Origin of the sequence: Kitasatospora sp. MY 5-36 (genome assembly GCF_001182915.1) — a bacterium.
In the GTDB taxonomy this organism is placed as follows: domain Bacteria; phylum Actinomycetota; class Actinomycetes; order Streptomycetales; family Streptomycetaceae; genus Kitasatospora.
This window is the reverse complement of record NZ_LFVW01000364.1, coordinates 1-12,091: the sequence shown is the minus strand read 5'-3', so window position 1 is coordinate 12,091 and position 12,091 is coordinate 1. Positions and strand designations below refer to the sequence as shown.

10 protein-coding genes are annotated in these 12,091 nt (G+C 75.1%); 4 read left to right on the top strand and 6 right to left on the bottom strand.

All coding sequences use genetic code 11. The features are described from left to right. The coding region (locus AE652_RS22680; protein ID WP_053112196.1) for a nitrate- and nitrite sensing domain-containing protein at nt 1-2,671 on the bottom strand (2,671 nt) is incomplete at its 3' end. A gap of 879 nt (nt 2,672-3,550) precedes the next feature. On the opposite strand from AE652_RS22680, the gene AE652_RS49050 reads away from it, so the two are divergent. Continuing rightward, nucleotides 3,551-3,682 carry a hypothetical protein gene (locus AE652_RS49050; RefSeq protein WP_255357445.1) on the top strand — a complete coding sequence of 44 codons (132 nt, stop codon included), beginning with the start codon at nt 3,551-3,553 and terminating at the stop codon, nt 3,680-3,682. A gap of 234 nt (nt 3,683-3,916) precedes the next feature. Beyond that, entirely contained in the window at nt 3,917-5,743 is a 1,827-nt protein-coding gene (locus AE652_RS22675; RefSeq protein WP_053112194.1) for an ABC transporter ATP-binding protein, read from the top strand. A gap of 16 nt (nt 5,744-5,759) precedes the next feature. Here the strand turns inward: AE652_RS22675 and AE652_RS22670 are convergent, their stop codons facing one another. The 3 genes from AE652_RS22670 to AE652_RS22660 form a co-directional block, all read right to left on the bottom strand. Continuing rightward, a complete protein-coding gene (locus tag AE652_RS22670) occupies nt 5,760-6,404 on the bottom strand; it encodes a response regulator transcription factor (RefSeq protein WP_049654400.1) in 645 nt (214 codons plus the stop codon). Further along, the gene (locus AE652_RS22665) at nt 6,395-7,558 is read right to left on the bottom strand and encodes a sensor histidine kinase (protein WP_049654398.1); all 1,164 of its coding nucleotides are present in this window, start codon (nt 7,556-7,558) and stop codon (nt 6,395-6,397) included. Before AE652_RS22665 ends, AE652_RS22670 begins: the two co-directional genes overlap by 10 nt. 86 nt (nt 7,559-7,644) lie before the next feature. Then, the gene (locus AE652_RS22660) at nt 7,645-8,310 is read right to left on the bottom strand and encodes a DedA family protein (RefSeq protein ID WP_049654396.1); all 666 of its coding nucleotides are present in this window, start codon (nt 8,308-8,310) and stop codon (nt 7,645-7,647) included. 197 nt (nt 8,311-8,507) lie between these two features. Between AE652_RS22660 and AE652_RS22655 the strand changes: the two genes are divergently transcribed. After that, entirely contained in the window at nt 8,508-9,014 is a 507-nt protein-coding gene (locus tag AE652_RS22655) for a hypothetical protein (RefSeq protein ID WP_049654394.1), read from the top strand. 45 nt (nt 9,015-9,059) lie between these two features. Here the strand turns inward: AE652_RS22655 and AE652_RS22650 are convergent, their stop codons facing one another. Further along, entirely contained in the window at nt 9,060-9,863 is an 804-nt protein-coding gene (locus AE652_RS22650; RefSeq protein WP_049654392.1) for a nucleotidyltransferase family protein, read from the bottom strand. Nucleotides 9,864-10,073: 210 nt separating this feature from the next. On the opposite strand from AE652_RS22650, the gene AE652_RS22645 reads away from it, so the two are divergent. Continuing rightward, complete coding sequence (locus tag AE652_RS22645) at nt 10,074-11,294, top strand: glycosyltransferase (RefSeq protein ID WP_049654391.1); 1,221 nt, start codon at nt 10,074-10,076, stop codon at nt 11,292-11,294. Nucleotides 11,295-11,353: 59 nt separating this feature from the next. Here AE652_RS22645 and AE652_RS22640 read toward each other — a convergent pair. Then, a partial coding sequence (locus AE652_RS22640) for a hypothetical protein (RefSeq protein ID WP_049654390.1) occupies nt 11,354-12,091 on the bottom strand: 738 nt, incomplete at its 5' end.

Here is a 12,091-nt window from a genome sequence, read left to right as displayed (position 1 = left end):
GGGGCACCCGCAGCTCGGCCGCCAGGCTGGCCTGCCGGACGCGCTGCGGCAGCGGGGGCTGGCCGGCCTGGGCCGGGCTGAACGGCACCGAGGTCCGGTACTCGCGGGGCTGGCGCCGCTCGGCCAGCCGGTAGTGGTCGGCCGGGCGGTACTGCTCGTCGGCGTACGGGGCCTCGGCCTCGGTGACCCGGGCGTAGGCGATGTCCGGGTAGGCCGGGGCGTCCTGGGCGGGCGCCGGGTCGGCCGGGGAGGTGTGCTCGATCGGCTGCTCCGGCTGGTGGTCGGGCCGGGCAGCCGTGGCGGGCTGCTCCACTCCGTACGACGGCACGGGGCCGGTGGACGGTTCAGCGTCGTACGACGGCTCCGATCCGAAGGGCTGCCCGGACGGGTACGGCTGTTCCGCCGGGTACGCCTGCCCGGCCTGGAACGGCTGCCCGGCCTGGTACGGCTGCTCGGGCCACTCCGCCTCGAACGGAGCCGCCGGGAGGACAGCCGGGGCGTCCGGGCCCGACGGCAGCGGCTGGACGACCGCCGGCTGGAACGGGGCCGCGGGCAGCGGGACCTCCTGGAGCGTGGCCTCCGGTGCCGCGCCCCATCCCGCCGCCGGTCCCGCGTCCGGTCCCGGCCACGTCCCGGCCTCCGCCGGGGACAGCGGCACCGGGGCCCCGTGCGGGGCGTGGTCGCCCGGCGTGAAGGAGTCCACCGGCGCGACCGGAGGACCGGCCGGCACCGGGACGGGCGTCTCGTCGGAGGCCGAGCGGACGGCCCGGCGCGAGCGGCGCACCAGCGGGATCGGCTCGGTGGCCGTGCCGCCGGCGCCGTCCGGCAGCCCGGTGTCGCCCTCCAGGACCAGCTCGTCGGGGACGAGCACGACCGCCCGGGTGCCGCCGAAGGCGGACGGGCGGAACTCGATCCGCAGCCCGTGCAGGGCGGCCAGCCGGGAGACCACGTGGAAGCCGAGGCGGATGTCGTCGGCCCGGGCCAGCACGTCGGTGCGCGGCGGGCGGCTCATCAGCTCGTTGGCCGCGTCGTACTGCTCCGGGTCCATGCCGAGGCCCCGGTCCTCGATCTCGATCGCGAGCCCGCGGCCGACCACGGCGGCGCGCACCTCGACCGGCGTGGGCGGCTTGGAGAAGGTGGTGGCGTTCTCCATCAGCTCGGCGAGCACGTGCGCCACCGGGCCGACGGCCCGCTCGGAGAGCCAGGGGTCGCCCTCGATGTCGATCGAGATCCGCCGGTAGTCCTGCACCTCGCCCTGCGCGGCGCGCAGCACGTCCAGCAGCGGGACGGGCTTGCGCCAGCGCCGCTGCGGCTGGCCGCCGGCCATGATGACGAGGTTCTCCTCGTAGCGGCGCAGGCGGGCGGTGAGGTGGTCGAGGTCGAAGAGGCCCTCCAGGACCTCCGGGTCGTCGTGCTTGCGCTCCAGCTCGTCCAGCTTGCGCAGCTGGCGGCCGATCAGCAGCTGGGTGCGGCGGGCGATGCGCTGGAGCAGCCGCTCGAAGCCGCGGTGCTGCTCGGCCTGGCCGACGGCGGACTCCAGGGCGGCGGAGCGGGCCAGGTTGAGGGCCTGGCCGAGCCGGGCCAGCTCGTCGGTGCCGTTGCCGTGCGGGCCGTCCGTGATGGTGCGGGTCTCGGCCTCGACGTCCACCTGCTCGCCGCGGCCGAGGCGGTCGACCACCTCGGGCAGGGTGCGCTGCATCTCCTCGGCCTGGGTGTGCAGGTCCTTGATGCGGCGGCGCAGCGAGCGGCTGAGCCGCCAGGAGACGATGATCACCGCGACGACGGTGATCAGGCCGACGACGGCGGTCAGCACCACGCGGGTCAGCAGGCCCATGATGGCGCCCTTGCCGACCTCGACGATGGCGCTGGTACGGGCCTCGATCGCCTTGACCAGCGGCGGGTTGAGCTGGTCGAGGGCCTGGCGCCACTGGTCCTGGGCGGCCGGCAGTCTGACGGTGCCGTTGGCGTCGGCGGCGGTGGGCCTGGTCAGCTGCTGCTCGACGGCGGCCTTGGCCTGCCAGGCCGGGCCGTTCATCAGGTCGTGCCAGCCCTGGACCTCGGTGTCCGGGATGTACGGCAGCACCTGGACGTTGAGCAGGTGGTCCTGGGCGCCGATGGCCTGCTGGACGGCCTGGTAGTCGGCGGTGCTCAGCCGGCCGCTGGGCCAGCCGCGGGCCAGGATGGCGTCCTCCCGGGCCAGCATCTCCTTGGCCCAGAAGGCGTTGACGAGGGTCTTGGAGATCCAGGTGACCTCGCCGGTGTCGACGCGGCTGAGCGCGGTGAACAGCCGCAGGTCCACCGCGATCAGGTCGGTGTAGTACGTGTAGACCGTCTGCTGGTCGACGGAGCCGCGGTCGACGCCGGCGCGCTGCTCGACCAGCTTGCCCATCGCCTGGCGTGCCTCGGCGACGGCGGTGCGCACCTCTTCGGGCGCGTTGTCGGCGGTCTCCCCGGAGAGGGTCTGGAACTGCCGCACGGCGTCGTCGGTCAGCTGCCGCTGGCGGCGCAGCTGGTCGGCGTTGGAGCCGGGCCGGGCGAGCGCCTCGGCGCTGAGCCGGCGCTCCTCCTGGAGGTTGTAGTAGACGATGTTGGACGGTTGTCCGGCCTTCTGGGCGAGCAGGGCCTGAGCGCCCTGCCGCTGGAAGTCGAAGACCGTCTCACCGCTGGTCACGGCCCAGAGGGCGACCAGGGCGATGCTGGGGACGACGGCCAGGACGAGCAGCGCCGTCCGCAGGGACAGGCGTGGACGCCTGCGGGGGCCCTTCGGCGTCGGGGGCCGCCGATTCGCACGCGCGCGCAGAGCTGACTCCTTGGGGCTGGCGGCCGGCCGGTGAGGGGCGGGCCGTCCGGGCACGGTTTTTTGACGAAGCGATACTAGTCATACCGTGTGATTAGAGTGAAAACCCGTTCGCTGCCTGGGCTGTGCTTGCACACGGAGCGGACACAATGTCATTCATTCGTTGACCGTCCGTATGCGGAGCAGGCCCTTCCGGACTCGCCCGACACAGTGTCAACGAGGCGCGCGGCCGCCGGATGGCCGGGGTGTGAAAACTGTGTGACGCCCCGCCGGGACCCGCTCGGCACGCCCGCCGGGCCACCGCCCGGCCCGGATCCGCCCCTCCGGCCGCGTGGCGGCCCGTCCGGCGAGGGGGAGGGCGTGGAGGGCGGCCATCGGACCCATTTGTCAGGTTCTCTGAGGACTCGCGTACCACGGTCAGCCTACCCGGCACACGGCCGCGGACGCCCTCCGTGGGAGCCGCCGTTCCGATGACGTACCGGGAGTCGCCGAACGTGACGGGCGGGACACCCTCCACGGTGGCGGCCGGTCGTCGCGAAGTCCGTGCGGCTCTGGAGCTGCGAACACGCTCGGTGGGCGGATACTGGAGGAGTGGGACGGATCGGACCGGGCGTCGCCGACAGGCCGCCGGAACGGTCCGACCACGGGCAACGGCCTCCAGGTCCCCGGGACCGCGCCGCCGGTGCAGGTCTCGGCGGGCGCCAGGAGCGCCGACGCAACGAGAGAGAGAAGCCGTGATGAGTTACTTCGGCCGTGGAGGAGACAGAGGCGGTGGTTACGGCCGTGACCGTGACCGTGGTCGTGGGCGTGATCGTGATCGTGGCCGCAACCGTCGTGGAAACCACCGTCGCCGTTTCGGCATGTGGTGACGGTGATTTCGGCTAGGACTGCGCACAACAGTCCCGACTAGCGCCATCACAGGGGCCGGCGGTACCACCGCCGGCCCCTCACCCTGGGGCCGGCACCGCCGCCACGCGGAGGGTGACGCGTCCCGGACGACGGGGCCCGGACGACGGGGCCCCGGATGACGGGTCCCCACCTCGGAAACGGCGGATCCGGACCCCGAAAGATCGTTTCCGGACACCGGAACGACGTCTCCGAGAGCAACGGGTCGTGGCCATGCGCGAAGTGACGCCCCCGGGCGACCGGGCGGCGCGGGACGACGACGACCCGGGGCCGGTGACGGACCCGCCCGTCGTCCCGCTGCGGGAGCTGATGCGCCGGTTCTGGCCGTGGGTGCGCCCCGACGTGCGCTGGCTCCCGGTGAGCGCGGTCCTGCTCGTCCTCGGCGCCTTCGGCGAGGTCGTCTCCGTCTGGCTGTTCAAGGACCTGATCGACGACGTCCTGGTGCCCCGGCACTTCGCCGACTTCTGGCTGCTCGCCGCCCTCATGCTCGGCGCGTCCGTGGCCGCCGCGCTGTTCACCTACGGCGGCACCTACACCAGCACCAGGACCGCCGAGCGCTACATGCTGCGGCTGCGCACCGACACCCTCGCCCACCTGCACACCCTGCCGCCCGACACCCTGGAGACCCGCTGGCGCGGCGACCTGGTGGCACGGCTCACCTTCGACATCGCCGAGATCGAGCAGATGGTGGCCACCGGACTGGTCGAGGGCGCCGTGGCCGCGGTCAGCCTGCTGCTGTTCACCGGAGCCGCCTTCTACCTGAGCTGGCCGCTCACCGTGGCCGCGCTGCTGGCCGCCCCGCTGTTCGTCCTCTCCACCAGTCTGTTCGGGCGCCGCATCCGGCGCCGGGAACGGCAGGTCCAGCGCCGCGCGGGCGGCGTCACCGCGCTGCTGGAGGAGTCCCTGCGCAACGCCACCGTCACCCGGACCTGCGGCCAGGAGAGCCGCGAGGTCGAACGGGTCCACCGGGAGGGCAAGGCCCTGCTCGACGCCGAACTCTCCGCCGCCCGGGTCGCCGACCTCTACCAGCCCTTCCTCGGCGTGCTGCAACTGCTGGCCGGGCTCACGGTGGTGGGCGTCGGCGCGCTGGAGGTCATCCACGGGCAGCTCAGCCTCGGCGGCCTGCTCGCCTTCGCCGCCTTCATGGCCCAGCTGTTCGAGCCCGCTCAGCAGCTCGCCGCCCTCGTCCCGCTGGCCGGCACGGCCTGCGCCTCGGGCGAACGCGTGCTGGAACTGCACGACCTCACCAGCCCGGTGCGCGAACGCCCCACCGCCCGCGACACCGGCCCGGTCCAGGGCCGGGTCACCCTCCAGGGTGTCCGGGCCGGCTACCCCGGCGCCACCGGGACCCCCGGGCCGCCCGTCCTCACCGACCTGGACCTCGACCTGCTCCCCGGCGAGACCCTGGCCCTCGTCGGGCCCAGCGGCAGCGGCAAGTCCACCCTCGCCAAGCTCCTCGTCCGCTTCCTCGACCCGCAGGCCGGCACCGTCCGCCTCGACGGCCAGGACCTGCGCGACCTCACCCTCGTCTCGCTGCGCCAGGCCGTCACCCTGCTGCCCCAGCAGGCCCCGCTGTTCCGCGCGACCATCGCCGACAACATCGCCTACGGCCGCCCCGACGCCCCGCCCGCCGCCATCGAACGCGCCGCCCGCAACGCCGGCGCCCACGACTTCGTCACCGCGCTCCCGGACGGCTACCGCACGGTGATCGGCGCCGACGGCTTCCAGCTCTCCGGCGGCCAGAGCCAGCGCGTCGCCATCGCCCGCGCCTTCCTGCGGGACACCCCCGTGCTGGTCCTGGACGAACCCACCACCGGGCTGGACCCGCACACCGTCGAGCAGTTCGTCCCCGCGCTGCGCCGCCTGATGACCGGGCGCACCACCGTCCTGATCACCCACGACCGGGCGCTGCTGCCCCTCGCCGACCGCGTCCTCACCCTCCGGCCGCCGGACACCGCCGGGCCGGCCGCCGGTCCGGACAGCCGCCCGGACGCCAGCCCGGTCGACGCGTTGCGCGGCCGGGAGCCGCGGAAGCCCTGAGCCGACGGCGCGGCGGCTACGCGCCGAGGTAGTGCAGGACGGCCAGGATGCGGCGGTTGTAGTCGGTGGTGCGGGGCAGGTCCAGCTTGTCGAAGACGGCGTTGAGGTTCTTCTCCACCGCGCTCATCGAGACGTGCAGCCGCTGCGCGATGGCGGCGTTGGTCCAGCCCTGGGCGAGCGCCTCCAGGACGCTGCGCTCACGCGGGGTGAGCCGGGCCAGCGGGTCGGTGCGGGTGGTGCGCACCACCAGTTGGCGCACCACCTCCGGGTCGATCACCGCGCCGCCCGCCGCGACCCGCACCAGGGCGTCCAGGAACTCGTCGACCTCCGCCACCCGGTCCTTCAGCAGGTAGCCGACCCGCTCCGCGCCCGCGTCCAACAGCCGGGCCGCGTACCCGCGTTCGATGTGCTGGGAGAGCACCAGCACGCCCACCTCCGGCCAGCGCTCGCGGATCTCCACCGCCGCCCGCAGCCCCTCGTCGGTGTGGGTCGGCGGCATCCGGATGTCCACCACCACGACGTCCGGCGGCCGTTCCGCCACCGCCGCGGTCAGCGCCGCCGCGTCGCCGACCGCGGCCAGCACCTCGTGCCCCTCCTCGGCGAGCAGCCGGACCAGGCCCTCCCGCAGCAGGGTCGAGTCCTCGGCGAGGGTCACGCGCATGGCAGCTCCGCGGTGATGACGGTCGGGCCCCCGGCGGGGCTGTGGACGTGGAGGGTACCGTCCAGCGCGGCGACCCGCCCGCGCAGGCCGGTCAGGCCGCTGCCCGCCGGGTCCGCGCCGCCGGTGCCGTCGTCCTCGACCCGTACGGTGAGCACGCCGGCGGTCCGCTCGACCAGGGCCGAGACGGCCGAGGCGGCGGAGTGCTTGGCCGCGTTGGTGACGCACTCCGACACCACGAAGTAGGCGGCGGTCCGGACGGGTTCGGGCAGCGGGCCGGCCACCTCGTAGCGGAGCCGCAGCGGGATGGCGCACCGCTCGGCCACCCCGCCCAGCGCCTCCTCCAGGCCCAGGGTGTCCAGCGCCGACGGGTACGCCCGCCAGGCCACCTCGCGCAGCTCGGTCAGCACCCCCTGCGCCTCCCGGTGCGCCTGGCGCAGCAGCGCCTCCGTCCGCTCCGGGTCCTGGTGGCGGTCCAGGCCGCGCCGCGCCCGGCCGATCAGCATCGCCAGCGCGACCACCCGCTGCTGCACGCCGTCGTGCAGATCCCGCTCGATCCGCCGCCGCTCGGCGTCCACGGCCTGCACCACCGCGGCCCGGCTGTCGGCGAGTTCGGCGATCCGGCGGCGCAGCAGCTCGGCCTCGGACGGCCCGAAGCACTCCCGGGCGGTCCGGGCGTCCAGCGCGGCCAGCGAGAACAGGCCCTGCACGGCCAGGAAGAGCAGCACCCCGCCGAGCAGCACCTGGGTCGCCAGCTCCTCCCAGCCCAGCGAGCCGCGCAGCACCCCGCCGACCAGCAGGACGGCCAGCGCCAGCCCGAAGCCCAGCAGCCCCAGCACCACGCCGGCGACCAGCCCGCCGCCGCTGCGCACCGCCAGGTAGCGCAGCACCCGGCGGTCGTCCGCCCGGTACTGGCGGGGGAAGCGGTCGCCGAAGAAGGCGCTGCGCCGGGCCCGCTCCAGGGCGGCCAGCCGGCGCACCCCGGACAGCAGGCCCGGCACCGCGTACGGGCGGGTGCGCGGCCAGAGCAGGAACGGGCCGAGGACGGCGGCCGCGAGGAGGAGGTACAGCGCGGCGAGCGCGGCGCTCGGGCAGCCGAGCAGAACTCCGGTGGCCCGGCGCGGCCATGACGTGGTGTCCGCTGCATCCCCCTGCACGGGGTCCGAGCTTACGGGGCGGGCCGGGCCTGCGGGGGCGGTGGGGCCTTCGGGGCCATCGGGGCCGGTGGGTCCGGCCGGGCCGGTCACCGGGCGCGGCGGTGCTGGGCGGCGCTGTTGCGCCCGCGCCAGCGCATCACGACGTACCCGGCCACGGCCACCGCGACCACCACCAGGACCGCCTTGGAGAAGAGGCCGACGTACGTCTCCACCGTGTCCCAGCGGTCCCCGAGCAGGAACCCGGCCATCACCAGCACGCTGTTCCACACCAGGCTGCCGATCGTGGTCAGCATGACGAACGCGGGCAGCGGCATCCGCTCGACCCCGGCCGGAACGGAGATCAGGCTGCGGAAGATCGGCACCATCCGGCCCAGCAGCACCGCCTTCGTCCCGTGCCGGGCGAACCAGGCCTCGGTGCGCTCCAGGTCGGAGGCCTTGACCAGCGGCAGCCGGGCCCAGATCGCGTGCATCCGCTCCCGGCCGAACAGGGCGCCCAGCCAGTAGAGGACGACGGCCCCGGCGACCGAGCCGAGGGTCGTCCAGGTCAGCGCGGAGGCGAGGCTGATCACGCCCTGCCCGGCGGCGAAGCCCGTCAGCGGCAGGATCACCTCGCTGGGCAGCGGCGGGAACAGGTTCTCCAGCGCGATCGCCAGGCCGGCCCCGGGGCCGCCCAGGGTGTCGACCAGGTCGGCCGCCCAGCCGGCGAAGCCGTCGGCGGGCTGTTGGGCGATGGCGAGGACGGTGTGCGGCATGCGGGCTCCAGGGTGGTCGCGGTGCCGGCGCCTGGTGCGCCCGGCTCTGCCCTCCACGCTAGGAACCGCAGGTCAGCGCCGGTATGCGGGTTTCCGGCGGACGCCCTGTGGTTTTCCGCACCGCCGCACCCTGTGGTTTTCCGCAGGGGCGGAGAATCCGGTGGCGGCTGGCGTGGTCGCTTTGTCAGGATGGCGCCATGGACGACGCATTCACCCTGGCCTGGCAGTATTCCGCCGGACTGGTCTTCCCCGAGGACCTGCCGATGGCCGCCGCCGGGCTGCTGGCGGCGGGCATCGGCGGGGATTCGCCCGCGCTCTGCGACCTCGCGGGGCGGCCGGGCCGGGGCGAGCCCCCGGTCGAGCTGACGGAGCTGCTGTGGCAGGCGATGGCGGAGCTGGGCCTGCCGGTGCCGGACGACGGCTTCGTCCAGCGCAGCCTCCTGCACCACACGGCGGCCCGGCTGGTGTCCGGGGAGATCACGCCGGTTGAGGCCGTCGCCGCGCTCTGGTCCCGGATCGACGAGCGCACGACCGGGGCGGAGCGGCGGCTCGCGGAGCTGGTCGACCAGGTCTGCTGCCCGGGCTGCGTCGACACGTGGCCGGTCGAGGTGACGCGGGACTGGGAGCGGGAGATGAGGGAGGCGGCCGTCGAGGTGGCGTCGGCGGCCGACCACCGGAACGCCGCCTCCTGGCACCGGGGCTGAACGCGCCTCGCCCGCCGGGCGGTTGGCGATCAGGTGTTCGGCGGCTCAGCGGTTCAGTGCGGCCACGGTCTCCCTGCTCAGCTCCCGCGCCCGGGCGACGGTGGCCGTCAGCTCCGCCGCCGACCCGCCGGGCTCGGCGAGCAGGCCGTGCGCGCGCCGGCCGAAGTACGGTGGGGCGTCCGGCAGTTGACCGGCGGCCGCCAGCGCACCCTTCTCGTTCAGGCACCAGCGGCGGTGGTGGGCGAACAGGGCCTGGACCAGGATGCCGACGGCGTGCGACAGGCAGAGCGAGACGTGCAGGGCGTCGGCGCGGACGGCGCTCTTCGCGGCGGTGTCGAGCAGGAAGCCGGCCTCCCAGGTGGCCGCGGTGAGGGCCCCGCGCAGCGGCTCCGGGTAGTCGGCGGTCTGCCGCTTGAGCCGCGTCAACTCCCCGGTGGGGTCGGCCAACGGCTGCCCGAGGGCGACCTCGCCCGGGTAGCAGGGCGACCAGAAGCCGAGCGGGTGGCCGGCCTGCGTCCCCACCTCGTAGCGGCCCGCGCGGCAGTCCGCCCACACCCGTCCGACCCGGTCGAGGTCCCGCAGGATCCAGTCCACGGCGACGCCGTCGACCCGCAGCCACGCCCCGCCGTTGACCCACGGGCCCCAGCCGCCCGGGCCGGCCACCTCGGTCTCCGGCCCGGCGAGCGCCCGCAGCGCGTCGAGGTCGGGGCCGCCCCGGTAGTACACCCCGAGGTCCCAGTCCGACTCCGGCCGCTCCTCGCCCCGTGCCCGGCTCCCGCCGAGCATCACTCCCACCACGCCCGGCACACGGGCGAGTTGACCGGCCATGTCCTCGATGATCGCGCGCATGAAGGAGATTCTGGCAGGAGAAGCGGTGTCCGCCCGGGAATTTCGGATGCGGTGGTGGCGTCCGCGGAGGCGTACCCACTCCTCGCCACTCTCAACGTATAGCGCACGGGGGGCCTTGCCACAAGGCCCCGGTGGTGACGCAGAATCACCGCTTCGAGGACGCAGGTCCGCGAAGCACGGAAGCAGATCCGCGAAACGGGGAGTCACGAAGTGCGAGTGGTGTTGTCGACGTACGGGTCGCGCGGGGACGTCGAGCCGATGGCGGCGCTGGCGGTGCGGCTGAGGGAACTCGGCGCCGAGGTGCGGGTCTGCGCGCCGCCGGACGAGGAGTTCTCGGCGCGGCTGGTCGAGGCCGGAGTCGAGCCGGTGCCGGTCGGTCAGTCGGTGCGCGCGCTGGTCAGCGGTCCGCCGCCGAAGCCCGGGGAGCTGCCCGCGCGCGCCGCCCGGCTGGTCGAGCAGTTCCACGCGGCGGTGCTCGGGGCGGCCGAGCCGGGCGGCGCGGTGCTGGCCACCGGGCTGTTCCCGGCGGCGGCCGGCGCACAGGCGGCGGCCGAGCAACTGGGCGCCCGCTTCGTGTACGTGGCCCTCCAGCCGACCGTGCTGCCCTCCCCGCACCACCGGCCGTTCGAGTACCCGATGCTGCCCTACCCGCCGGAGGCGACCGACCCCCGGGAGCTGTGGGAGCTCAACATCGGGACGATGAACGCGCTGTTCGGCGACGCGGTCAACTCCCGCCGGGCGGCGGTCGGACTGCCCGAGGCCGACAACGTCCGGGACCACGTCCTCACCGGCCGGCCGTGGCTGGCCACCGACCCGCTGCTCGACCCGTGGCCGCGGCCCGCGGAGGCGGACCCGGCCTGGCCCGAGGCGGTGCAGACCGGCGCGTGGATCCTGCCGGACGAACGCCCGCTGCCCGCCGACCTGTCGGCCTTCCTGGCGGCCGGCGAGGCGCCGGTGTACGTCGGCTTCGGCAGCATGCCGCTGCGCGACCCGGCGGGCGCCGCCCGGGTCGCCGTCGAGGCGGTCCGGGCGCAGGGCCGCCGGGTGCTGCTCGGCCGCGGCTGGGCCCGACTGGCGGAGGTGGACGGGGCCGAGGACTGCTTCGCGGTCGGCGAGGTCAACCAGCAGGCGCTGTTCCCGAAGGTGGCCGCCGTCGTCCACCACGGCGGCGCGGGCACCACCACCACGGCCGCCCGGGCCGGGGTGCCCCAGGTGCTGGTCCCGCAGATGGTGGACCAGCCGTACTGGGCCGCGCGGGTGGCGGAGTTGGGCATCGGCGCCGCCCACGACGGCCCGACCCCGACCACCGCGTCCCTCGCCGCCGCCCTGCGCCGGGCCCTCGCCCCCGCCACCCGGGAGCGGGCCGCCGCCCTCTCGGCCCGGGTCCGCACGGACGGCGCGACGGCCGCCGCGAGGCTGCTGCTCGGCTGAAGGGGGACAGGAAAGGAGCGGGAGGTCGGCCCGGCCGACGTCCCGCTCCTGCCCCGGGCTCAGGAGGCCGGTTCGGTCAGGTACTTGGCACCGGCGTCCGGGAGCTTGTTGCCGTCCTTGTCGAAGAACTGCCAGGACTTCGCCCGCATCGTCCCCGGGCGGGCCACCACCAGCTCGCGGATCGGGGAGTCGGCCACGGTGACGGGCGTCGGCTCCGTGGTGCTGCCGTCCGCCCAGGTCACCACCACCCGGCCGACGTCCGGTCCGATCGAGAGCAGCACCACGTCCAGCGGGGCCACGGTGTCGCCCTTGCCCCGGTGACCGACCAGGCCGCCGCCGAAGACGGTCCGGTTGCGCGGGTCGACCTTGCCCGGGGCCGCCTGGGCGCCGTCGGAGTCATGGCTGAGCCGCACCCCGTCCACCGTGAAGTAGACGTTGGTGACGTCGCAGTCCGGCTGCCAGTACCGCTGGACGTACTCCTCCGTCGGCTTGGAGACCGCCGAGTCGTACCTGCTGCGCTCCTCCCACACCGCCGTCGCCTGCTCGAACGCCCGCTCCCGGGGGGCCTCCGGCCAGAGCGCCTCCCACAGCTGCCACTGCTTGCCGTCCGGGGTCAGGCCCTGGCCGAGCAGCACCCGGACCGGGGTCAGCGGGTTGCGGAAGGCCGGGGCGGTCCCGTTCGGCGGGAGGGGGGTGCCCAGCCCGGGGGTGTTCGCCACCGTGAGCGTGGGCGCGGGCGCGGCGCCGACGCCGGCCGGACCGATCCCGTGGGCGGGCGCCGGGCCCGGCCGCAGCTG